General features: G+C 40.1%; 19 protein-coding genes and 1 other annotated feature. Of the genes, 1 reads left to right on the plus strand and 18 read right to left on the minus strand.

The genetic code is table 11. The annotated features are described in order from the left end of the window. Positions 1 to 29 precede the first annotated feature (29 nt). The 16 genes from BLT15_RS02560 to hfq all read right to left on the minus strand — a co-directional run bounded on the left by BLT15_RS02560 (position 30) and on the right by hfq (position 19,210). The gene (locus BLT15_RS02560; RefSeq protein WP_089758352.1) at positions 30 to 608 is read right to left on the minus strand and encodes an anthranilate synthase component II; all 579 of its coding nucleotides are present in this window, start codon (positions 606 to 608) and stop codon (positions 30 to 32) included. After that, positions 592 to 2,118, minus strand: coding sequence for an anthranilate synthase component I (gene trpE, locus BLT15_RS02565; RefSeq protein ID WP_089758354.1), 1,527 nt, complete (start codon positions 2,116 to 2,118; stop codon positions 592 to 594). Before trpE ends, BLT15_RS02560 begins: the two co-directional genes overlap by 17 nt. 511 nt (positions 2,119 to 2,629) lie before the next feature. Beyond that, on the minus strand, positions 2,630 to 2,911 hold the full coding sequence (locus BLT15_RS02570) for a hypothetical protein (protein ID WP_089758356.1): 282 nt from the start codon (positions 2,909 to 2,911) through the stop codon (positions 2,630 to 2,632). Between the two features lie 148 nt (positions 2,912 to 3,059). Then, a complete protein-coding gene (locus tag BLT15_RS02575; RefSeq protein WP_234985476.1) occupies positions 3,060 to 4,496 on the minus strand; it encodes a peptidoglycan-binding protein in 1,437 nt (478 codons plus the stop codon). 189 nt (positions 4,497 to 4,685) lie between these two features. Further along, on the minus strand, positions 4,686 to 5,132 hold the full coding sequence (locus tag BLT15_RS02580; RefSeq protein WP_089758359.1) for a deoxycytidylate deaminase: 447 nt from the start codon (positions 5,130 to 5,132) through the stop codon (positions 4,686 to 4,688). 47 nt (positions 5,133 to 5,179) lie between these two features. Then, on the minus strand, positions 5,180 to 5,974 hold the full coding sequence (locus tag BLT15_RS02585; protein WP_089758361.1) for a 4Fe-4S binding protein: 795 nt from the start codon (positions 5,972 to 5,974) through the stop codon (positions 5,180 to 5,182). A gap of 321 nt (positions 5,975 to 6,295) precedes the next feature. Next, entirely contained in the window at positions 6,296 to 7,039 is a 744-nt protein-coding gene (locus BLT15_RS02595) for a ZIP family metal transporter (protein WP_089758365.1), read from the minus strand. An 833-nt stretch (positions 7,040 to 7,872) separates the two neighbouring features. Beyond that, positions 7,873 to 8,604: a tetratricopeptide repeat protein gene (locus BLT15_RS02600; RefSeq protein ID WP_159429779.1), complete on the minus strand. Its 732-nt coding sequence runs from the start codon at positions 8,602 to 8,604 to the stop codon at positions 7,873 to 7,875. 53 nt (positions 8,605 to 8,657) lie between these two features. Continuing rightward, positions 8,658 to 9,038, minus strand: coding sequence for a hypothetical protein (locus BLT15_RS02605; RefSeq protein ID WP_089758369.1), 381 nt, complete (start codon positions 9,036 to 9,038; stop codon positions 8,658 to 8,660). 63 nt (positions 9,039 to 9,101) lie between these two features. Next, positions 9,102 to 9,881, minus strand: coding sequence for a TspO/MBR family protein (locus tag BLT15_RS02610; RefSeq protein ID WP_089758371.1), 780 nt, complete (start codon positions 9,879 to 9,881; stop codon positions 9,102 to 9,104). Between the two features lie 232 nt (positions 9,882 to 10,113). Then, the gene (locus tag BLT15_RS02615; RefSeq protein ID WP_089758373.1) at positions 10,114 to 13,560 is read right to left on the minus strand and encodes a pyruvate carboxylase; all 3,447 of its coding nucleotides are present in this window, start codon (positions 13,558 to 13,560) and stop codon (positions 10,114 to 10,116) included. Positions 13,561 to 13,812: 252 nt separating this feature from the next. Then, complete coding sequence (gene argH, locus BLT15_RS02620) at positions 13,813 to 15,222, minus strand: argininosuccinate lyase (RefSeq protein ID WP_089758375.1); 1,410 nt, start codon at positions 15,220 to 15,222, stop codon at positions 13,813 to 13,815. A gap of 88 nt (positions 15,223 to 15,310) precedes the next feature. After that, positions 15,311 to 16,627 (minus strand): argininosuccinate synthase, encoded by a 1,317-nt coding sequence (locus BLT15_RS02625; RefSeq protein ID WP_345788672.1) that lies wholly within the window; start codon positions 16,625 to 16,627, stop codon positions 15,311 to 15,313. A 238-nt stretch (positions 16,628 to 16,865) separates the two neighbouring features. After that, positions 16,866 to 17,129: a binding site (T-box leader), on the minus strand. Between the two features lie 75 nt (positions 17,130 to 17,204). Then, entirely contained in the window at positions 17,205 to 17,471 is a 267-nt protein-coding gene (locus tag BLT15_RS02630; RefSeq protein ID WP_089758379.1) for an AbrB/MazE/SpoVT family DNA-binding domain-containing protein, read from the minus strand. 173 nt (positions 17,472 to 17,644) lie between these two features. Continuing rightward, positions 17,645 to 18,652: a tripartite tricarboxylate transporter substrate binding protein gene (locus BLT15_RS02635; protein ID WP_089758382.1), complete on the minus strand. Its 1,008-nt coding sequence runs from the start codon at positions 18,650 to 18,652 to the stop codon at positions 17,645 to 17,647. A 321-nt stretch (positions 18,653 to 18,973) separates the two neighbouring features. Continuing rightward, positions 18,974 to 19,210: an RNA chaperone Hfq gene (hfq, locus tag BLT15_RS02640; protein WP_089758383.1), complete on the minus strand. Its 237-nt coding sequence runs from the start codon at positions 19,208 to 19,210 to the stop codon at positions 18,974 to 18,976. Between the two features lie 546 nt (positions 19,211 to 19,756). Here hfq and BLT15_RS02650 point away from each other — a divergent pair. Further along, positions 19,757 to 20,755: a DUF6765 family protein gene (locus BLT15_RS02650; RefSeq protein WP_089758385.1), complete on the plus strand. Its 999-nt coding sequence runs from the start codon at positions 19,757 to 19,759 to the stop codon at positions 20,753 to 20,755. A gap of 298 nt (positions 20,756 to 21,053) precedes the next feature. Here BLT15_RS02650 and BLT15_RS02660 read toward each other — a convergent pair whose 3' ends face one another. Then, positions 21,054 to 23,396 (minus strand): AAA family ATPase, encoded by a 2,343-nt coding sequence (locus BLT15_RS02660; protein ID WP_089758389.1) that lies wholly within the window; start codon positions 23,394 to 23,396, stop codon positions 21,054 to 21,056. Then, the gene (locus BLT15_RS02665; RefSeq protein ID WP_089758391.1) at positions 23,386 to 24,849 is read right to left on the minus strand and encodes a TaqI-like C-terminal specificity domain-containing protein; all 1,464 of its coding nucleotides are present in this window, start codon (positions 24,847 to 24,849) and stop codon (positions 23,386 to 23,388) included. Before BLT15_RS02665 ends, BLT15_RS02660 begins: the two co-directional genes overlap by 11 nt. Positions 24,850 to 25,129 lie beyond the last annotated feature (280 nt).

Below are 25,129 nucleotides of genomic sequence, written 5' to 3' on the forward strand. Positions count from 1 at the left end.
CTTTGTCATTTTTGTCGAATTGTCGTAATTTATTCTGCCCGGATGCTCAGAAAATTTTCCAGCAGAAGCCGTCCGAACTCGGTCAATATTGATTCCGGATGAAATTGAACGCCGTAAACCGGAAATTTTCTATGAGATATCGCCATAACTTCTCCGCTATCGGTTTCGGCCAGGATATTCAGTTCGGCCGGCAGAGAGCTTCGTTCCAGGGTAAGAGAATGATAACGGGTCGCATGAAATGGCGAATCGATTCCGGTCAGAAACCGCTCATCTTCTTTTTCAGTGAAATAAACTTCTGAAGTCTTACCGTGATAAACCTCGCTGGATCTCACCACTCTGCCACCAAAAACCGAACCTATGCACTGATGTCCGAGACAAACCCCCAATATCGGTATAGAGCCGCTGCAGTGTTCTACCACCCCTGGAGATATGCCGGCATCTTCCGGTCTGCCTGGGCCGGGTGAAATGACGATCTGATCGGGCTTAAATTCAGCCACTTCTTCAACAGTCATCCTGTCATTGCGCACCACTCTCACCTCATTCATCTCACCCAGATACTGCACGAGATTGTAGGTAAAAGAATCATAATTATCAATTACCAAGACCATGAGGGGGTTCCTCCTCCACTATCTGCAGAGCTTCAAAAAGAGCTTCTGCTTTATCAAGTATCTCCTGATGTTCACGGGCGGGTACAGAATCTGCAACCATACCGGCCCCAACCTGAGCTGTCAGCTCTCCATTCTTCATAAAGAGAGTTCTGATTGTTATACAGGTATCGAGGTTGCCGCTGAAATCCAGATAGCCAACCGTGCCGGCATAAGGACCGCGCGGTTCTTTTTCCAGCTGATCGATAAGTTCAATAGCTCTTATTTTGGGAGCTCCGCTGACAGTTCCGGCCGGAAAGACGGCGGACAGCACATCCATAAAACTCACATCATCTCTTTTTATACCTTCGACCTGAGAGGCAAGGTGCATAACCCGGGAATAAAGTTCGATCTCCATGAGTTCGGTGACTTCCACCGAACCGTGCCTGCTGACTCTGGCGATATCATTTCTCCCCAGGTCGACAAGCATGGTATGCTCAGCTCTCTCCTTCTCATCTTTCAAAAGACTTTCTCTGTATTCCTTATCCTCCTGACCATCTCCTCCTCGCGGCCTGGTTCCGGCTAATGGACGGGTGATTATGCGCTCGCCCTCAACTCTGACCAGAACCTCAGGTGAGGAGCCGATCAACTTTAGATCAGGGAAATTCAAAAAGAACATATAAGGAGAGGGATTGCTAACTCTCAAAGCCCGATAAACCCGGAACGGGGGGATATCTGTGGTCAGTGAAAAGCGCTGTGAGAGAACTATTTGAAACGCTTCACCCGCAAAGATATGCTCCCGGGCTTGTTCAACCATTTTTTCAAATTCCTCCCCGGTAGTGTTTGAGGTCATTTCCTCTGGAGAGAGCGAATCAGAACCGGACTCTATTATCTCCTGAGGAGCGTTCCCGATCTGATCTATCAAGCCGTCAATTTTATCCCGCGCCTGATGATAGAGCCTTTCTTTATCTTTTTCTGTCTCATCTCCGTTCAAGCTAACATTATAAATTATTTTTAATGTGTTATCCAGATGATCATAGGCAAGCACAGTCCTGGCCAGCACCAGAACGGAGTGAGGAAGATCACTTTTCTGCAGGCTTTTCCCGGGTTGATCATGATAAATATCCTCCCAGCTGGATATCATCTCATAACCAAAATAGCCCACCAGCCCTCCAGAAAAAGGAGGCAGGTCGTCGGGCACATAGGGGTCGAACTGCCCCAAAAACTCCTCTATATAAAGATTAAAGTCACTATCTTCAACCTGATTGATGGGCTCATCGTTCTTATCGATCAGAATTATCCTTTTCCCGTTAAATTTGATGACTTTTTCCGGCTCAAGGCCGATGAAAGAATACCGACCTACATTCAGTTTTTTGCCGGTCGTTGCGCTCTCCAGAAGGAATGAGTAATCATCTTCTGCTGTTAGGTTTTGATAAAGCGAGACGGGAGTTAAAGTGTCGGCTATGATCCGATCGTAAACCGGTATGAGGTTATGATTTTGTGAGTGTTTTTTAAATTCATCCAGCGTGATCATAATTTCCTCCTTTAGAAATATTAAAAACCCGGAGCCCATGCTGAGCCCCGGGTTTAAATTCCCGCAAGAAAAACTCTGCTAAAGCAAAGGAGATAGCCGCTAAAAAGCGCATTCCAAAAAAATCAAATCAATAAAAAGATCTCTCAACTGCTCTCTTAGCACCGGCTAAATTCTCATAGTCGTCCTGGAAGTCTCCTCTGCTTTAAACTCATCGCTTATCCAAATTCGAACGCTGCTCAGCTCAGCTGGACTCATCTCTTCTCAACTCAAACTATTAAATTGTAAAAAGTATGCAGAACTATTTGTTTACCTTGAAGAAATTGTATAACAAAAATGATTATATGTCAAGATTTTTATCTCAAGATCCCATTGAACTTTTTTTGTCCGGTTGAGAACATACATGTAATATTTATTCTCACAGGGAGGGCCCGAAGAGATCCACCACTCCCTTTTACAGGGAATCATAACCCAGGCCGCTCTCGCTCTGGTGATGCAGCGGTCGACTTTTTCTCTATCCGGATTGGGGTGTGAGCAGATTGTGAAAATATCGAACAAAACCCCTCATCTCCCGTCTGAGAATTATGCCATGCATTCGACCAATTTCGTGCGGCTTTCCAGATGATTCGATTATTTTCATTCTTTTACCGGACAAGCTGTCTCCTCTTATTCCTCGTAATATGCTGCATTTTAAGCCAGATAAATATGCGGAAAAATATCCTGAGTTTAATTCGATAAGATTTATCATCCTGTAATTCTCAATCTCTAATTTTCTCCAGCTAACAACTAATGTCATCAAAAGTATTATAAAACAAAAAATCTGCCCTCCTCAAAAAGACAAGAGGGCAGGAAGTTGGCAACTAAAAACCTTCCGGCCAATCATACCGGTAAAAGAATCACCAGTTATCGCAAACATCAGAGCAAATATGAATCATCTAAAATTATTACTGAACTGGCCAGGTCTGATCACCGGCAACACTTACATTGTGCTGATGTTCGCCATCCTGCTGATTATTTTTGTGCAGTCGGCTGTTACGAAAATGTACACAAAAATGACCGTTAAAATTATTGTCATATATTGTCTGACTTCCGTGAGGCATGCCGTTGATAGAAGCTGCAATCAGTCGACTGCCTATATGAACCACAACAGGTCTTCTATCCCAGCTCCAGCTGCCGCCGTAAATCCTGCGCATAGCCTGAGTGTCTCTGGCGGTCAATGGCTCTACATCAGCATGAAGAGTCCCCATTGTCCGCTTGACTCGAAAGCTCAAACCCGTTCTCACATCGGTTATAATAGCAGTTCTACCCCGTGAGAAGAAAGAATCGACCTCATCCCAGGTGATCCTATCAATATCATGAGTGGTTCTTTGACTGCCTCCAGGAATTCTTATTCTCTCTCCAGTCCGCAACTGAGATGAATTTATGTTATTGATATTCTTCAGGTCGTTAACAGAAGTATCAAAACGCCTGGCTATCTCCCAGAGGCTATCACCCTGCTGCGCGGTATAAGTGTCCTCACCGCTGCTTCCCTCTTCAAACAAAGTCCGCCAGGTTTTAGATCCAAGAATACCATCTGTATTGAGGCCATTTAATTTTTGATATTTGAGAACCGCCAGTTTGGTCTGATGGCCATAAACACCATCCAGTTGACCCGGGTAGTAACCGAGCTGACGAAGTCTTTCCTGGGCCTCTTCTACCCGTGGATCTCTGTCGCCACGAGTAAAAGATGAAGAAAGCTCAGACGTCTTTTCCTCCTCAATATCCTCACGAGTTTCTGTTTCATCTGCTGTTTCTTCGGCTCTATCTGTTTCAACATCTATTTCGTCCTGCTGATCCGTGGTGGCAGGCATGCTGTAATTATTCAGCTCAGCCCAGGTATCATTATCCACAACACCATCGGCCTCCAGTTCATGTTCACGCTGAAAGTCCTTTACTGCATCATGTGTGAGGCTGCGAAAAAGGCCGCTGGGCTCCACATCAAGATACCCTTCATTCAAAAGTACATACTGCAGTACGATAACTTCGGGGCCTCTATCGAATATTTCCAGCCGATCCGGCTGCTGAAGCCTTCCTTCGGCTGTGCGCAGAGCCATTTGTGTCTCTTCTCCAAAAACTCCATCCGGTGTCAAATTGGCAGCATCTTGAAAGTGCTCTACCCCTCTCTGGGTTCTCTCACCATAAAAACCAGTTTTTTCATGCTCATAAAAACCGAGTTCGGATAATCTGCTCTGAAGTTCCTCAACCTCTTCCCCTTCGTCACCGTACATTAAGTGGTCTTCAGCCTGTACTGGATTTGGTGAAAGCAGCATAAAAGCAGTTATCAGAAAGATGAGAAAAGATAGCATGAAAAATTTGCTTTTTGGGTATGTATTTGAAATCATTTTCACATCATGTTTACCTCCCATTCCCCCGTCATTGTATTTTTGTTAAAACAATCCAGGCAGCATGTTTGCTGCTTGTGAAAATTATGTTCAAAAACCCATGCCTAGTTTATATTATCTCGTAAAACAGAACATTTTTCAAGGCTAAAACCGAAAAAACTCTGGCAGACGGAAAATCCTCCTTATCGCTTAATCCAGTTTGTCACAATTAACCCCGCTGTCTTCCAGCAGCTGATCAGTAAATTCATCCTCATAACCCCTGCCATAATAGATATGATCAACTCCAGCATTTATCAGGATTTTGGCACAGATTACACAGGGTTTATTAGTGCAGTAGACAAGAGCCCCTTCTGTTTTAACACCATGAAATGCGGCCTGAGCCACCAGATTTTGCTCGGCGTGAACCCCTCTACACAATTCGTGTCTTTCTCCACTGGGCACTTTTAACTTCTCACGCAGGCAGCTGTTCTTTTCACAGTGGGTGACCCCGCGCGGAGCCCCGTTATAGCCTGTGGCCAGAATCTGTCGATCTTTGACCATTATCGCCCCCACCTTTCTGCGCAAACAGGTAGATCTGCTGGCTGCCAGTTCTGCCATTTTCATAAAGTATTCGTTCCAGTTTGGCCTGTTTCCCATCAGCTGATCCCCCTAAAAATTTCCAGCGAAGTTCACCTTCCTCACTATTATTTTCCTCTCTCTTTAGCGAGCTCCAGAACTTCTACAGGACAGTTTTTTACACAGACAAGACAGCGCATGCAGTGCTCATCCTTCAGCTGATCACCCTGAACTTTATATTTTAAAACAGGATAGGGTTTTAACTGGATTGGACAAACTCTGCTGCATTTGCCGCATTCAACACATTTCTCTTTATTCTTTATAGTAATCAGTTCATCTCTGCCTTCGGTAAGCCCCAGCTTTTTTCCGATTCTATAACCCATAATTTGCAGAGTTCGCATGGGACAAAAATAGCACCAGGTACGCGAATTTATTAATAATCCCAGAACCGTGGCAACCATAAAAACAACTAGATAAACTCTGGCAAACACCGAACCGATCCTGTTCACAAAAGCTGCTTCTCCGCTCTGAATAGCGGAGTTCAGCTGCAGGTTTACATTTACCAGGAAAAAGAGGAAAATAGCAGTGACCAGTATTTTATTCTTAAAAAAATAAGGGATGCTTTTTAAGCGGCTGAACTTGAAAAGAGGGACATCGTAATAGCTGCCGTGAGGACAAAAATTACCGCAAAAATAAAGCCCTTTCGATAAACTAAGACCGATCATTAATGCCATGATAAAAGGTACAAACAGCCCCAGAAAAGAAAAAAATTGTCCTCCCAGAGCTATTAAAACTGTCAAAAGCCAGCCGTATTTTCTTACAGAGGTATAGGCTCTGGCAGTTCTTTGCGGCTGATAAATCATGTCGGGCTGTTCAATTCTTTCGACTGCAGACTTATGAGGTCCTGAATCGGTGCTGGCCATAATAATCACTCCTTTTCCTGCAAAAAATCCTGAACTTATATAACTAGAGCAGAAATAACAAGATAAAAATGAGTAAAAACACAATCAAAAATGCGATCCTGAACTGGGCTTCGGTACTATCATCAAATTCAAATTCTATACCCAACAGACCATAGATCTCTTTCTGCAGTTTTAAATATATTTTAGGTTTATAAATGCCCAGAGCAAGAAGAATCATAAAAGCGATTATAATAAGTGATATCAGATGGCCCAATTAAACCCCTCCCGCTCAAATTGATTTTTGAGTTTATAACAATCAGAAATTTCATTAAACATCAAACATCAACGAAGCAGACCTATCAAAATAAGACCAAATACGACCCCGGTGATCATGCCAAATATGGGTATATGTCCGGAGGCTTTTTCGTGCGAATCCGGTATAAGTTCCTCAAAAATTATATAAAGCATCGCACCGGCGGCAAACCCCAGCGACAATGAAAGAGCCTGATCAGATATCCTCCCTATGTATGCCCCCAAAAAAGCTCCTATACCCATGGGGATGCCGGCCAGGATAGTGACAGCCAGTATCTTGATACTTTTTAAACCGGCTATTCCCAGAGTGGTGGCTACAGCCATACCCTCGGGAAAATTATGCAGGGCTATCAAAAATGCGAGTCGAAAACCTAAAGCCCGATCAGCCGTATAACCTGCACCTATGGCCAGCCCCTCAGGCAGATTATGCAGTGCTATCCCTACTGCCAGAAGCAGTCCTGCCTTCAAATATCTATCCTCTTCCCCTTCTGTGGTTACGACATGCTGGTGAGGAAAAGTTATGTCGAGCACATAAATCAAAATAACCCCCAGTAAAATGCCAAGCATGCCCAGCCAGATAGAGCCAGCGGATTGAGATTCTGGAATCAAATCCATGAATACGATAACGGTCATAACTCCAGCTGAAACTCCCAGAATTATGCTCAGAAAAGTGGATTTAATAGTCCTGATCGCCACCACAGAAATACCGCCGCCCAAAGTTCCAAACATTCCGGCCATAAATCCAATAACTGTTATATACAGCAGGTAATCCATGTTATATGCTCCCGATTTAAACTTTAATTATTTTATTCATATTACCGAAAGTCAAATTGACCTGACATAATTATACTATATTCTCAACCAGAATGACAAGATAAAATTCTGCTTAAATCTAATTTGCTTAAATACAGGATAAAAATTAAATTTGGGTGCTAACAGCAGCTTTTGCTGGTCCACTCTAATTTATTGACCAATATTTAAAAATTTTTGCTATCTAAGTTTGGATCCAGCAGATATTCCTTCCGGGGATTATCAGCACATCCATACTGGCTAAATTGCTACAGATGAGGTTGGAGTTTCAGAATATTATTTTTTCTCTGTCACTCATAATTAAATACCTCCTGAATTATTTTCCGGACCTTCTTGTCTTTAGTTTGTTAATAGGTGTGTCAAAAACCTCATTTAGTTGTACTGGAAGATATTAAGCTTCGTTCACAATGAAATTTTTCCCTGCTTAATTTTAGTTTTCGGCCAAAAAATTGCGCTCCCTTCGCAAAAGCTTGTCCCTGAGCACACGCTCAGCCCGGCACCTCCTGAGCCGGGGACACTGTTTTTTGGCCAGGGACTTAACCTGAATTTCGAAAAATTTCGAGTATCACTTCGCTTTATATCTTCCAGCCATTATTATCATAATAGTGATCTTATACGATATCTATCAACTGATAACAAGAAGATCCTATTTTCCTCACACATACCTCTGAGGGGTTTAATCTGATCAAGATTATATGTTATCCAGTGTTATTTGTCAACTATGCTAAGAAAAAAGAGCCGGCGGATGAGCCGGCTTATTGCTTGTGGTTAATTTTTTGATTGGCTGCAGAATTTTTTTATTGTACGTTTTCCAGGTTTGTTCTGGCTCCCTGATGATCAGGATCAATTTCCAGAGCTCTTTCAAAATTTTCGATGGCATTTCCCACCTCATTTTGCATTAAATAACTGAACCCCAGATTATTATAAATATAGGCTTCATTGGGATCCTGAGCAGCAGCCTCTTCCAGATGTTCGATCGCCCGCTCATAATCCTCGCCACGAATCAAAGCCAGCCCTATGTTATTCTGCAGATAGGGATTTTTTGCATTGATATCTATTGCCAGTTCAAAATTTCTTATAGCTCTCTCCAGGTCCTCCTCCGCCATGGCCAGAAGACCTCTGACATTATAAAATTGTTCATCATAATCCCGCAGATTGGAGGGAACATCCATCAAGACTCTTCGCGCTTTTTCAATACGGCCGTCATTATAAAGCGCCCTGGCATAATTAACGAGTGTTGTGTAATCTTCCTGCCTTTCGCCGACGGCAGCTTCCATATGTTCTACTGCATTTTCATATGCCCCCATACGAAGATAAGTCATACCCAGGAAAAAGTTAGCCTCCCAGACATATCCCGGGGTGTCATCAATCTCAAGCCATAAGTTCTCGGCTTCCTCATAATCTTCCTGATAGTAGGCTTCTCTGGCCTGATTGGCCGTATCCTGTTGAGCAGCCGCTGCTGTGGAAATAAGAACCAGAGCCAGAAACACTGCAGCAGAATAAATACTAAAAGTTTTTAAGAATTTCAACACAATTTAAGCCTCCTTTTTTGAATCTTTTGCTAATATATATACTTTGCCGATCAACCCCCAAGATTTTTTCCTCTGAGCCTGTTGACAATATTATTAACAAAATCGGAATGACGGCTAGAAAGATAATCGATAATAATTCCATAAACCCCTCCGACCAGAAAAGTGATATGATCTTCCAGACCGGAAGTAAGATAAAATGCCAGCGATACTATCAACCCAAGCAAAGCTCCCCTAACCAAAGCCACTCTGCGCTTTCGGCTGGTAGCCATACCTATTACAACTCCCATCAAAAACCGATTATACCATAAAGCCAGAAAATGAAGAGAGTTACCTAAAAAACCAAAGCGAAAGCCAGCCCCCAGTATGCAGATCAATCCTAAAAGCGCTCCCAGTATAACTGATATTTTCATCCGCAGGGAAATAAATTTCATCTATAATCACCTCGAAGGGCAAAATGAACTCTCTCTTTATTATAACCAGTAAAAAAGATGACCTCAAATATAACTTCGATCTCTTCTAAAGTTTATTAAGATAACTATTAACAGTATAAATACAGCGGCCAGAGACCCGGCAGCAGACAGATTCATACCGCCCACTTCCTGCCAGCGAGCAACAAAAATACCCAGCAAAGCCCAGACAATCACCAGGCCATAAACACTATCATTATGTTTAACTATAATATAAATGCCCGCAGCTGCAGCAGCGGTAAGCAGCAGGAAAAACCAGGTATATGAATCAACTCCTTTCCATTCCCGTGCCACTGAGAGAACCCTTAAATTAGCCAGAGCAGCCACTGAAATCCAGCCAAAATAAATCCTGAAGGGAAAAAGATAAAATCCGGGACGCATAATTGATTTTTTCAAACGCAGATAAATAGACCTGATCACCATAAGCAGTGTCAGAATTAACACAAAAGATAATAAAATAAAATCATAATGCCAGGCAAATATCCAGAAAGAGTTGAAAACACAGGATAAAATAAATAGAGTTCCCGTTCGTTTTACTACCCGAGCAGCTTTGCCCCGGTCGGTGATAACACCATTAATTATCAGGATCAAAAACAGCGCCAGCATAAAATATATAAAGATCCAGATGCTGAATGTGTACCCGGCCGGTGTAAAGAGATTGCTGTATTTCTCGGAAATCTCTCCGGTCGTAACCCGGATAGGCAGGTAATTGGCCAAAAAATTCACCGTTACCATAATAATATAAGCCAGAACCGATAAAAAAGTCAGGCGCCGCACCCTGGACCTGTCCCGTCTTAAATTCCTCATCTAAAACCCTCACTTTTGGCCGGGATTTTTACTTATTTGGCTGCCGGTATTCTATTTATTAAATTCTGAATTAATACAAAAATTCCTTCTCTAAAAACAAAATCTGCAGAGCAGCCGGTAGGTGACAAACTTTGAAGATACCTGTTTCACACCTGAATGTCCGGCTGACTCTCCAGATCTCTGGGCAATTTAACTTCTATCTTTATCTTTATTCGATATTTATTTTTCCGCCTTAAGCTTCCTCTATGATGACCAGAAGCTGTTTATTCTGAACATCTTCGCCTTCTGAGACCAGAACATTTTTTATCTCGCCTGATACCGGAGCCGAAACATCGGTCTCCATCTTCATTGCCTCCAGCAGCATAAGAGTATCTCCCTCTTCGACTTCATCTCCTGCTGTTATTTTAATATCTCCTGCAGTGCCGGGCATGCTGGCCCCAACTTCACCGGGTTCATCATCAGCAGCAAACCTGATCTCCTGAACACCAGCCTGAATCGATTCAGATCTGTTTCTATCTTCAACAATAACCTCGCGTCGCTGGCCGTTGACCTCAAAGGTAAGACTTTTATCGCCGGATTCAGTCGGTCGGCTGCCTATATATTTAACGATCATGCTGCGGCCCTCTTCCAGCTCAATCTCGGTTATTTCTCCTTCTTCCAGACCGTAGAAAAATACATCGCTGGGCAGGCAGCTCAGATTGCCGTATTTTTGAATCTGTTCCAGATATTGATCGAATACCTGAGGGTAAATGGCAGAACTGATAAGATCTTTTTCATCCGGCTTCCCTTCCATTTTTTCCTCCAGCTCTTCTCTTTTTTTATCCCAGTCTTCGGGCGTGAGCTTGGCGCCAGGTCTTCCTTCGATAGGCTTTTTGTCTTTCAATATAACTTCCTGCAGCTTCTCGGGAAAACCTCCTTCTGGCTGTCCCATCAAACCTCTCATGTAATCGACCACTGTTTCGGGGAATGACAGCTCTTCACCTTTTTCGAGAATATCCTCGCTGGAAAGATCGTTCTGCATCATGAATATAGCCATATCCGAAACAGCCTTGGAGGTGGGGGTAACCTTTATTATATCACCAAAGAGGAAATTAACCTCCCTGTATTTTTCTTTAAATTCTTTGAATCTGTGACCCATTCCCATGCTCTCTATCTGCGGTTTGAGATTGGAATACTGACCTCCTGGAATCTCATAGCGGTATATCTCAGCGGCTCCCGATTTGAGATCGGACTCAAAATCCTGGTATATTGGTCTGACGGACTGCCAGTAATCCGAAATCCCCTGCAGGTCGTGATAATCCATTTTGGGCTCTCTATCAGTGTGTTCTAATGCTGCGACCAGAGAGTTCAGGGCGGGCTGAGAAGTCAGACCGGCCATGCTGTTAAAAGCGCAGTCTACAATATCCACGCCGGCCTCGCTTGCCTGCAGCAGGGCGGCCAGTCCGTTGCCACTGGTATCATGAGTATGCAGATGTATGGGCACATCCACTTCCGACTTGAGAGCTGAAATCAATTTTCTGGAAGCATAGGGTTTGAGCAACCCGGACATATCTTTGATACAGATTATATCGGTGCCCATCTCTTCCAGCTGACGTGCTTTGCGCAGATAATATTCCAGATCGAATTTATCTCGTTCCGGGTCGAGAATATCTCCGGTGTAACATATAGTGCATTCAGCCAGGCAGTCCTGATTTTTAACCTCATCAAGAGCCACCTCTATACCAGGCCACCAGTTGAGGGCATCAAATATCCGGAAAAGATCGATGCCGGACTCAGCCGCCTGGGCTACAAATCTCCTGATCACATTGTCGGGATAATTGCTGTAACCCACCGCGTTCGATCCTCTGAGCAGCATCTGAAAGAGGATATTAGGGATTTTTTCGCGCAGTTTCTCCATTCTCTCCCAGGGTGACTCGTGCAAAAATCTATAAGCTACATCGAAAGTAGCCCCTCCCCACATCTCCAGGGAGAAAAGATCTGAGCCTATATCGGCTGTAGCTTCGGCTATTTCCATCATATCTGTAGTTCTCATACGGGTGGCTAAAAGAGACTGATGAGCATCGCGATATGTTGTATCCGTTATAAGAAGGCGGTCAGTATCTTTAATCCAGTCACAGAATTCCTCGGTGCCCAGCTCAAGCAATTTATCGCGAGTTCCTGAATCAGGCTCCCCATTGTGTTCAGGAATTTTGGGTTCATCAAAATTCGGTTTCTCGCCTCGCGATTTGTTAACTATAACATCTCCGATGTAATTTAGCATTCCTCCTTTTTCATCGAAATTGTCACAATCAATTTTGAGCCAGGGATTTTTCTCCAAAAAGCCGGTAGTAGCTTTGCCGGCGGCAAAATCATCATGATTTAGAACATTTATCAGAAAATCTCGGTTGGTAGCTACGCCGCTAATTTCCATCTCTTCCAGTGAGCGGACTCCCTTTTGAATAGCAGCCTCGAAACTCCGTCCCCAGGAAATAACTTTTACAATAAGACTGTCAAAATAAGGGGTTACCTCGGCTCCGGTAAAGCCATTACCTCCATCGAGTCTGATTCCGCTGCCGGAACTGGTTCTGTAAAGATCGATTCTGCCCGTATCCGGCTGAAAATCCTGCCGGGGATCTTCGGTGGTAACCCGGGCCTGAATCGAATACCCGGTTCTCTGAATCGATTCCTGGTCGGGGATGTCGATCCGGGAAGAGGAGAGCTCATACCCCTCTTCGATGCGAATTTGAGATTGAACTATGTCAACTCCGGTAACCATCTCCGTGACAGGATGTTCAACCTGTATGCGGGGGTTTACCTCGATGAAATAATAATTGCCGTCCTGCCCCACGAGAAATTCTACAGTTCCAGCGCTGGTGTAACCTCCTTCGCTGAGCATACGAACCGCATCATCGTACATTTCATCCCTCACCTGCTGGGGAACAGAAAAAGCCGGTGTATACTCTATCAGTTTTTGATGCCTTCTCTGAATAGAACAATCTCTTTCAAAAAGATGAACTACATTGCCGTGTTTGTCGGCCAGAATCTGCACCTCAACATGCCGGGGACCCGGAAGATATTTCTCCAGAAAAACATCTTCCTGACTGAAAGCCCGACCTGCTTCCTTCTGCGCCTCATTGAGGGCTTTGGTGAGTTCATCGTCATTCCTGACAACTCTCATGCCTCTGCCGCCGCCTCCGGCTGCTGCCTTGATCAGAATTGGATATCCGTGCTCAGCAACAAATTCCTTGATCTCAGCCTCCTGAGATACGGGGCCATCACTGCCCGGTATTACTGGAATATCAAGGTCTTCAGCCAGAGATTTACAGGCCAGCTTATTTCCGTACTTTTCCAGCATATCAGGTTCGGGACCTATGAAATCGATGCCCGCTTCCTGACAGTGACGGGCGAATTCCGCATTCTCAGAAAGAAACCCATAACCCGGGTGAATTGCATCCACACCCTTTTTCTGGGCGAGTTCAATTATCTCATCCTGAGCAAGGTAAGCTTTTAAAGGAGTACGATTTCTTCCTATCTCATAGGATTCATGAGCTTTAGTTCTGAAAAGAGCTGTTTTGTCGACATCATGATAAATCGCCACCGATCTTATTCCCAGTTCTCTGCAAGCCCTGAAAACCCGAATTGCTATTTCTCCTCGATTGGCCACTAAAATTTTTTCATACTCGTTGATCTGGTTTGACATATCAGTTCCCCTTTCTATACCTTTTGTAATTATCTAAAATTTATTTATAATCTCGTCAAAAATAAAAATTAAAATAGGCAGGAAATTTATGCAAACAAACTGTTTTAATAATTATATTATCAACTATCTCAATAATCAAGCTAAATTGAGTAAAAAAAATAAAGATAAAAAAATATTCCCCGACTAATACTCATAACCGGGGAATATCAGTTCTTTTTTTTCGGATTATGTTTAATGCCAGTAACTATCATATCAATCTGTTTTATTCTTCTTCTCAATCCACTGCTGCAGGCTTTTTATTTCAGCTGCCACCTGCTCGGGAGCAGGTCCTCCCTTGATATTTCGACTGGCCACAGCATTCTCCACCTCTAAAGATTTTTCCAGCTCCGTTTCATCGATGTCTTCTTGCGATAATGGCAGCAGATTTTCCAGCTGACTCAGTTCGATTTCCTCAAGCTTCAGTTCATTCTCAAGCGCATACCTGACAGCTCTGCCGGCTGCTTCGTGAGCTTCCCTAAAAGGGATTCCTTTTTCAGCCAGATAATCGGCCAGTTCGGTGGCATTGAGATATCCTTTTTCAGCCATTTCCTTCATGCGTTCCGGTAGAAATTCTATTTCTCCCAGAAATTTGCTGAATACAGGTAGAACCTGTTCAAGAGTAGCCACGGTATCAAAAAGACCCTCTTTATCCTCCTGAAGATCCTTGTTGTAGGCCAGAGGGAGAGACTTTAATGTATGGGCCAGCTGGTTATAGTTACCCAAAACCCTTCCGCTTTTACCCCTAATAAGTTCAGCTATATCAGGATTTTTCTTCTGAGGCATTATACTGCTGCCGGTGGCAGCTCTATCGCTGATTTCAATAAAATTAAACTCTGCAGTGTTCCAGAGTACTATCTCCTCAGATATAGAACTCAGATGGGTCATGATCAGAACTGCTGCGTTCTGAAATTCCAGAAGAAAATCTCTATTACTCACAGCATCCAGAGAATTGTTGGTTGGACATGAAAATTCAAGAGCTTCAGCAGTCCATTCTCTGTCGAGCGGAAAAGAAGTCGCAGCCAGCGCACCACTACCCAGGGGAGAGCTGTCCATATGCTTGATACAGTCCTCCAGCAGATTGTAATCTCTTTTAAATTTATAAGAGTGAGCCAGAAGATGATGAGCCAGAGTTATAGGCTGTGCGGGTTGAAGATGAGTATAGCCTGGCATAATTGTTTTTTTGTGATCTGCTGCTATCTCGACCATTTTTTTCACAAGAGAAACCAGTTCCTGCAGCAGATCTTCACCCCTATCACGCAGATAAAGTTTTATATCAAGAGCGATCTGATCATTTCTGCTGCGGGCTGTATGAAGTTTTCCGGCAGTCGAGCCTATCTCCTCTTTAAGCATACCTTCCACGAGACTGTGAATATCCTCGGCAGCAAAAGGTAAATCCTGCCACCCTTCCACTTCATCGAGTCTGGACTCGACTTCATCGAGGCCGGAAATTATTTTTTCCACATCTGACTCGCTTATTATATCCTGCCTGGCCAGCATTTTGGCGTGAACTCTGCTCCCTTCAATATCATACGGATAAAGCTTAAAATCGAAGGAAAGAGAAGAATTAAAGTCAGCGAATTCTCCCCCTGTTTCATCTTCAAATCTGCCTCCCCAGAGTTTCATTTTTACCCAAACTCCTTCCTTTAATTCCAGCCCCAAAAGTTTACATTTATTTTATCCACAATAAATCCTGGAGTTTACAAGGAGTAAGTTATTGAGCCAGAGATTTGACCGCGGCGTCCAGACCGGTGGATTCACCCTCGCTTTCAGCCCCGCCATCTTCCAGCACATCATAAGTATCATCTTTTAACTCACCGTTCTCTTCATTTTCCTGCTGTTTAACCACCTGAAGGGGCAGCGACCAAAGCTTAATAAATCCGGCTGCAGCTGAATGATCAAAATTATCTTTTTCATCGTAACTGGCAAGCCCCAGATCATATAACGATTTGGAGGATTTTCTGCCGGTCACGGTAATACTGCCTTTATGCAGTTTCATCCTCACTGTGCCGACCAGCTGAGGCTGAAAGCTGGCAAGAAAATTCTGCAAGGCCTGGCGCAGCGGAGAATGCCACAAACCATTGTATACAAGCTCCGAATATTTAGGACTGACTCTGTCCAGAAAATGACTGCTCTCACGGTCCAAAACCATCTCGGAGAGATTCTTATGGGCTTTAAGCAGTATTTCAGCCGCAGGAGCTTCATAAATTTCCCTGGATTTTATACCGACAAGCCTGTTTTCGACCATATCTACCCTGCCAACTCCATGCTTACCGCCCAGTTCATTGAGCTTTTCTACCAGCTCAACCGAAGAATATTCTTCACCGTCGATAGCAACAGGTACTCCCTCTTCAAATTTTATCTCCAGGATGCAGGGCTTTTCCGGCGCTTTTTCAGGATCGTTTGTCCACTGGTAAGCATCCGCAGGCGGTTCATTCCACGGATCTTCAAGCGGACCGCATTCAACACTTATACCCCAGAGGTTTTCGTCTATGCTGTAAGGAGATTCTTTGGTAACTTTGACCGGTATATCATGTTTTTGGGCGTATTCCAGCTCTTCTTCTCTGGTGGTGAAACCCCAGTCTCTGAGCGGTGCAATAATTTCCAGTTCGGGAGCAAGTGCGGAAAAAGCCGTTTCAAATCTCACCTGATCATTCCCTTTGCCCGTGCAGCCATGGGCGAGTGCATCTATATCAAGTTCTTTGGCAACTTTGACCATCTCTTCAGCTATTACAGGGCGGGCAAGAGCAGTTGCAAGCGGATATTTGTTTTCATAGCGAGCCTCTGCCTGCAGAGCTGCAAAAATCTGATTTTCTATAAACTTCTCTTTGAGATCAGCAATTATTACTTTGCTGGCTCCGGTGTTATAAGCTTTTTGCTTGAGCTTCTCCGGTTCGATGTCGTCCTGTCCCAGGTCAGCAGTAAATGTGATGATTTCAGCTCCGTATTTCTCCTGCAGCCATTTAATGGAGACTGAAGTGTCCAGACCACCCGAATAAGCCAGTAAAATGGATTCGATGTTTTCATTCATCATATATTCCTCCCAATTTTTCGCGGTTTTTGATATATCACGCTAACATTCCAAACAATTTCATACCAGTAAACAGGAACTGTTAAATTTTCATTCACAAACTCCCTGCCAGCTTATAAATTACTTTTCGTCGAGCAGGGGCAGTCCCGCCAGAAATCTGGTGGACAGCCATTTTTAATTCCTCCTTTAAAACTTATTACTTATTAAATATAAAAATCCGCCTCCTGTTTTTAGTACAACAAGAGGCGGTGTTGGTTTCGCCGCGGTGCCACTCTTTTTGAGGTCTGAAGTTAGCAATTAGATCACTGATATTGGAAACGCTAAGTTAAAAATCAGACCTCCACTCTGACCGTTAACGCAGGCTTACGGCCTTTCCTACTCATCCCGTTCAGAAAGGCATCTCCAGGATTCGTGTTCACCCTGTCCTTCCTCCGGACTCTCACCAGCTCCGGATCGCTGTGGGAGAGGAACAGAATTACTCAGTTCCTTTCTAAGATATTTTCCTGTCTAAGGTTTTTTATATTATAACTCAGAAAAAACAAATTATCAAGTGTTAATTTCAAATAAGCAAAGAAAATTACTGCTCGATGGACTTTTTTTCTTGTAGGTCAATATCTTCCAGACAGTCCTGGCAAATTTTTTTTCCTTGATGAGTGGTGGTGCCGCTTATTTCTCCGCAAAAAATGCAGCCCGGCTGGTATTTCTTCAAAATTATTTCTCCGCTATCGCCTACAAAGATTTCCACAGATTCGTTCTCATTCAGATTCATTCTTTCGCGCATTTCCTTGGGGATAGAAATAGATCCCAGAGAATTAAGCTTTCTGACAATACCTGTCCCCCCCATTTCCTTCACCTCCTGCCAAAATTCCTGATTGTAGTCTTATTTATAATCTAACTTACATAGCTCATCTAATTATAACATTTACAACCAGGCCAGTCAAAAGCTTTTTCCCCCAGTTAATTAATACCCCGGAGAATATCAAAATCAATGATATCCTCCGGGATGTAAACACTTATTTAATTGCCTCTTTCCTCCCGAGCTGCTTCCAGCCATTCTACATATCCTGGCAGCAGCTCTTCATGGTAATATTCACCGAAAAGTTCTTCGGTTTCATCTACAGTATTATGTTCTACTATAAAGCCCATCTCCGCCATATTCTCCTGAAATTCTTCGTTTTGAGCCGCTGCTTCCATAGCAGCATTTAATGCTTCTCTTTTTTCGCGGTCAGTTCCGGCCGGTGACCAGGCAGCTAAATAATGAGGTTCGGTAAATTCGATACCATACTCGGATACATGCGGGACATCAGGCATCATCTCAATGTCTTCGACAACTTCCGAAGTATGGACCATGGCTGTTAACTCATCTGCATCATGCAGAGGCTTAGCGGCGGCCATACTCATATGTCCAACATCGATATGTCCTCCTGCCAGATTCGATTGTACGTCCGCTCCTCCGGCCAGAGCAACATAATTATAATCCAGTTCATCCATCGGTAATATGAATTCTATAGCATAATGCATTAGATGGAGTTCTCCCTGGCTGCCCACCACTACTTCGCCAGGATTTTCCTCTATATATTCAATAAGTTCATCCAGAGAATTAAAGGGCGCTTCTTCTCCGGCAGCCAGAACGAAAGTCGGGGTGCCTACCGCAGCCACAGGATCAAGATCATCATATGTATATCCGACATCTTCGGTAGCAGGATCGAAAACAACTGCGGGCGGATGTCCCCAGAACATAATATTTTCATCAGGATCCTGAGTGGACACATGGTAACCAGCTTCTGTTCCAATTCCACCAGGCATGTTGACCACATCAATATCTATTCCTGTTTCCTCGACCAGAGCCTCCTGCAGATAACGAGCGGATAGATCGTGCGAACCGCCAGCATCAAAACCCACAACAAGATCGAAGCTTTCATCCTGAATATCGGACCAGGGTTCCTCAGCGGCCAGCTGTCCCGAAGTCAAAACCATTCCTGCAGCAAATAGTAGTACCAATAGAACTGTTATAACTTTTTTCAATAAGATCACCTCTCCTGTAGATGTTTTGTGAATATAATAAAATTGCGGGCAACAACCCTAAATTCTTCACTATGATTTCTTTAAAATTTTAGCAAAAAAGATCCATTTTGTCAAGTTAAGGCGTTTTTACATTAACTTAATAAATTACAGTGCAAATAAAATTAAGGCCGGATTGACTCCGGCCGATAGGTGAACTGCTAAACTATGATATTACTTTAATATAGTTAATGACATAAATATTGATTTACAGACCGGTCTCTTCAATTTCAAGGCCAATTGCTATTTATCGCTGATCAACCCCCGTCAAGCCCCGGGCAATCATTATTCTTCTTCTCCAGGCATAGCTCCTTTAATAGGTTCAGAGGGATCAATTGTAGAAATAGCATGTTTAAATATAAGCTTATTTTTACCGCTGCTGCGAAGAATGATTGTAAAGTTATCAAATCCTTCTACATAACCATTCAACTGATAACCACTGATGAGATAGATGGTAACCTTAATATCGTTCTTTCTCACGTGATTTAAAATACGATCTTGATAATTATAATTTTTGGCCACTAAAAGCCCTCCCCAATTTTATGTATATTTTGCCCCAGCAGACTGGCTATTTGTTTATTTCTGGAAGCAAATAAAAAATCCTTCTTTCTCCTTCAGCATTTCAAAAAATAATAATCCGCAGCTTTATGCCGCGGGTTTAGTTGATTTTCTATCCAGGATACATTTTAAAAAATAAAATGGCGGGACTAGCAGGACTTGAACCTGCGACCTGCAGATTAGGAATCTGAGTCAGCCATTATAGCCCATTATTGCCTACTGGCTCTCTTCCCCGGTTATAAGGCACTTTCAAGCAATAAGCAAGTCGCTGCTTGTGTCTATAAAAGGCTAAAATTATTGTCTATGGGGTGCAAAATGGGTGCAAGAAAATTAGGATTTAAAATATCAATTAATATAAGCTTTTCATGCAATTTATCTATGACACTCGATAATGATAAGAAAGCTACTGCAAATTTATAATAAAATAATTTGCAGGATTATTAAATTAAATATTTAATTATGATTATAGATTAAATCTTACAAACATTTTAAAGGAGGGTTATATTTTATATGGATATTGAATTCCATTATTACGTAACTTACCTCATTTGTGTTGGTGCGGGTTTGGATGCCGAACGAGCACATAAAATAGCTTACTCAGCTGAATATGTTGACGACAATAATGTTGTTTTTGAAATAAATAAGGACACAGAAAATGAGTATAAAAATTATATTAGCCAAACATTTAATATAACAAAACCACAAACAAAATTGCAAAGAATATATCCCTTCTTTCATTTTGTCCCTGGAGATGTAGATGAATATTCAAATAAATTAGCGGATGAAAAATGTCCTCCTTTAACCACTACTCCCAACAATAGTAATGCTAATGAAATGTTGGAAAAGGCATTAAATAGTGAAAATCCATATAAAATTGGTTTAGCCATCCATGCTTTTACTGATACTTGGGCCCACCAAAACTTTATAGGACTAGCGCAAGGTTATAACTCAATTACCCTTAAGAACCCTATTGATATTTGTCATACTAACGCTCGTCGCAGCCCAGATATTCCTGATGAAACGTGGGAGGATCCAAGACTTGATGATGAAAAAGTTGTAAATAAGGAAAGATTTCTTGACGCTTTGGATAAAACATATGAAAAACTTTTTGCCTATTATGGCAATGGCGATAAAGTAAAAGAAAAACTCAAAAATGATATTAGTCAGATTATAGATAAATGGGATGAACGTGCGGATAGAATCCATCAATACAAAGAATTGGCTCTCAAATATGGAACAGAAAAAATGCCTGAATATTATGAGCATGAATGGTTTAACAGAGCTGTCGAAGAGGATTATCCGGAAAAATATGAGCTTGAAATTCCGTATATTGGTATTGAATTTAATCCTAAAAATCAATTTCTAAAAGAATATAATTGGAAAGACACAGACTCATATAAAGAGACTGACTGGTATAAGTTTCAGGAGGCAGTAAAAGAACACCAACAAATGATGGAAGAAATTCTTAGTGAACGCATTGAGGAAGTTGAAAAAATTGATGAATGGTAAGTGCAAAGAGCATATATTTAACGAATTATTTTTAGATGAATTTACCGAGGTTAATCCCCGGTATATATTTTTTGGCTCTTCTCCACATTCCTTGGCAAAAACCGTCTACAATTTCTTCCAAAAGGGTATATATTTAGCATCTTTAATTGCAGAAAATAGATTAAGTAAATACCTGATTTCAAACGCTAAATAAAAACCAGCAATTAGAGGAGCGAGTATCTTTTATAATCCAATATATATGAACTCCATCAACTGTTATGAAGAAGAATATAATATTATAATCATTCGCAATGTATTATTATAATCTAGGATACATATTATCGACTAAAGATAGAGCTTTGTCTACTTTATCTTCTAATTCAATTTCGTCTATATCACGTGATTGGCTCCCTCCACTACTGTGTCCAGTAATTGAATACTCATTTAAATCATCTAGCTCCTCATAAATATCACCTTTTAATACACTAATCTTGCATTCTTTAGGAGAATCCTTGATTTTAGCCAACATATCGCCTAAAGTGTCAGTTCTTTTAAAATTTGTTGGAAAACAATATAATAATAAGTTTTCTAACAAACTCCTTATCTTTGTTCTTGCGACGAAAGGATTGACTGAACTATTATTATAATAATTGTAAAGTTTTCTGTAGTCCGATAAAAATTCTCCCTCAGTATCCTTCTCTATATCCCAATTATCAAATTTTCTATTGCTTGATCCATCTCTTGCTATTTTAACACTTTCAATTTCCTGATCTGAATTATCGCTTTTTCTTAATATTTTATTATATACTTCCCAAAGAAACCCCTTATAATGAGAAAGTAAAATTAATTGTTTTGCTTTTTCTGAATATTTCACTATTTCTTTCACAGTTCGAGTTATCCTATCTTTATCAAAACTTGAAATAGGATCATCAAAAACTAATATCTTCTTATCTAAATTTTCATCTTTTTCTAGCTTAGCCAAATAAAATGCTAACGCTAGTGTCGTTTTATCCCCACTACTTAAAATATTACCAAAGCAACTTTCATAACCATCTTCTGAAGGTTTTAAATCACAAGGAACTTCATTCAAACTAATTTTATACTTTATATTAGGAGAATCTCCCCTAAATGACTTTCTGACTTTATCAATTTTAAAATCCGCCCCAAATTTTCCTAAAAATTCATTGGTCTTTTCCTGATAATTATCTAACATTTCTTTTGTATATTCTTCAATTTCCTCTTGCAATTGTTCTTTCTTCGCTTCCAATTTATCTCTTTTCCTTTTCCATCCATTATATAAAAAACATAATTCTTTAACTGGACTCTCAAAACGCAATTTTGTATTTAATAGGAAATTAAAAAATTCAATTTCTACATTTAAGTCTGCTTCTCCAGTTTCCTTTTTCGTTTCTTCAATAAATTTATTTATTTGTTTTATTTCACTATTATACTCTCTAACCCTTTTATTCAAATCCAAGAACAGACTAATAAATTCAAAAGTTTTTTCATTAAATTTTTTTTGTTTTAACAAATTATGTTGTTTAGTTTCTATATCTTCTATTAAAGATTCTTTTAAATTCTCCAAATCCTGTATTGCAATATCCAAATCCAACATTTTAGCTTCAAAATCAATATAGTTGTGCCAGAAATCGTATTTACTTTGATTTTGTTGTATTATATGATTTATTTCCTGCCATCTTTTATCGGAAACCATCTCGGAAATATTCTGTTTGATTTTTTTTATATCTTTTTCTAAATTTGCAAATTCTTCACTAAAATAATCTTCATAAAGATTATATAACTCGGATATTTCTAAATTCACACCACAAAAAGGACAAACCTCTTCTTCTGAAACATATTCCATCCCTTTAAAAATCCATTCTTCACCTTCAGAATCTAGATTCTCATAAATATGTTCTTCGACTTTTTCTTTTGCATTTTCAGAAATATCTTCAATTGTTTCTTCAAGCCTGTTTTTTATTTTTCCAAATGGGATTTTTTCAAGATTTAACTCAATTAATTTTTCTTTAGATTGTATATCTTCATTTTCATAAACTCTTTTTAATTTATCATATTGCAGCAAAATCATTTTGTTGACATTTTCAATACTTTTCAAATCCAAAAATTGCTCAAAATTCAAAGATCCTTTAATTTTTTCCTGAATTATTTCCTTAACATTTTCTTTCCTGTTTTTTGAACGCCTACTCTTCTTTTTAATAATGGCTAAATCCTGAGATAAATCGACCCCTTCCTCTCCCAAAACAAAATTATAAAGGGCTTTTCTTTGATCAATTTCTACTCTATCTCCAATATATACCCTTTTATTAACAAATATTTCATTAAAAACTTCTAAATTAAAATAACTTTCAGACCATTCCCCTTCTTCAAAATAAATTCTATTATTATCATTAAATAGTAATTCGATTTTTGGGTCCCCAAAATCTCCTAATGTTGCCTTTGCTTTAATATATGAAGGTTTTTCACTTTTTAATGAATTAAATAAGGTGGAAAATGTGGTTTTTCCCATTCCATTTTCACCAAAAATTAAAGTGTATTCCGCAAAACCATCAAAAGCCGGGGTGCAATCAATAAATCTACCAAAATTTTTGATGCTTATGACCTTTTCAAAAATATTTACACCTCCTTTGATATTATTGTTCAATGACTTTAATCTCTTTGTCAGTCAGCTCATATAAATCATATACCATCTGGTCTATTTCGTCATCAGTCTTTTCTATCTCTTTCTCCAATTCCTCGATTTCCTTCTGCAAACTTTCCCATTCATTGACTACTTTTCTAACCACATGATCTTTATCATAATCAGGTATTTCTATTTGAAGCACCCTCTTAAGCAAATTTCCACTATGAGTCTCATTGATTTCTTCCAGCTTTTCTTCAGTTAAGTTTTCCAGGAAATACTTTAGATAATGCCTTTTATTCTTATTATCTTCTTCAAATTTAAGAAGCTCATATTTGCCGCTGCTTGATTTATCCGAATACAGTGTAACTATATTTGTGTTGATATCCACTGTAAAATCCCTAACTTTTCTGGCTTTACCTGAATAGATTTTATTATAAAATGAATCCTCAATAATTTCTCTAAGTACCAGACTTTTTTCAGAAATATATCTTTCTATAATATTAAGAAACTTTAATTCTTCTTTTTGTAATATTTTATTTTTCATTCTAATGATATTATTAGCTCTTCTCTTTAATAAATCTTTTTTCCGCTGAGATATTTTCGCTATTAATGGAATTTCACTAATAAATTCTTTAAACCCTCTAGAAGCCCTACTACCTAAATTTGAGGAGTTTCTTTTGTAATAAAAATTTATTAGTTTTGAATTCAATATTGCCAGCAAATATTTTTTTCCAGAGTCTAAAAAATAAACAGTATTATTAAAATAAATATTTTCATTATCATAAGCAAAAGCTAATCTTTCTGAGATATCCTTGTAAATTATTTTGGGAGTCAAAAATTTATCATAATAATCACATTCTCTCAATTCCCACCAATAATCCCCTTGATCATCTCTCTCAAATAAGCCCTTCCCTTTACATTTAATTTCTCCATTTCTTATTTTATTTCCAATTTCACTGAGATAATTATAAATAGCAGGGAGTTCATTTCTAAAATATTTTTCAGCTGAAACTTCTCCCCTGCTTTTATCAGTCCAACCACTCTTTATCAAAATTATCCATTCATCATTAAACTGATAATTATATCTAAATATATTTCTACCCCTTATATGCTTTTTTATGAATTTCTTGGAATTTGAATCTTCTTTAATTAATTTTTTTCTTGTTTGAGAATCTATTAAGAAGGCTTTATTTAAACCAGTTAAAATGCCTCGATAAATATTTATATCCCAATCTTTTAACTTCACACCAGCTTTTTCAATTTTATTTATCAGTTCATATTCTTTTTTGGTTAAAAATGACCAAGATTTTTCATCTAAAGCTACTTGCGGCACTTTTTTCTCGTCATTATAAGAAATTATATTCTCTCCATCAAATTTGCATTTTCGAACCACAATTATACCTGGATCTACTGTAACATCAGGAAAGATATTTTCTTTACTATAATCATTATAAATCTTAATTTTGAATTTCATCAAGTAATCCCTTAAATTTTTACCATACTTTGCCTGAATGAATTTATTGGAACCTGTATTCGGAAAGTAAACTCGCCTAAAATGTTATGATCCCTATTAAGTCATGGAAAGAAATTTTAAGATTGCGGAAGAAATTCTTCCAAAAATATTAAAAGGAGAGCTCCTTTTTGATAACATGAAAACAAGGAAAAAAGAAGAAGTAAAACACCAAAAGAAAGGAGCTCTCCTACTTTCATGGTACTGCAAAACACCCCAAAATGTCAAGTGTTCCATAAGCTGG

The sequence above is a fragment of the Halarsenatibacter silvermanii genome (assembly GCF_900103135.1).
Lineage (GTDB): Bacteria > Bacillota > Halanaerobiia > Halanaerobiales > Halarsenatibacteraceae > Halarsenatibacter > Halarsenatibacter silvermanii.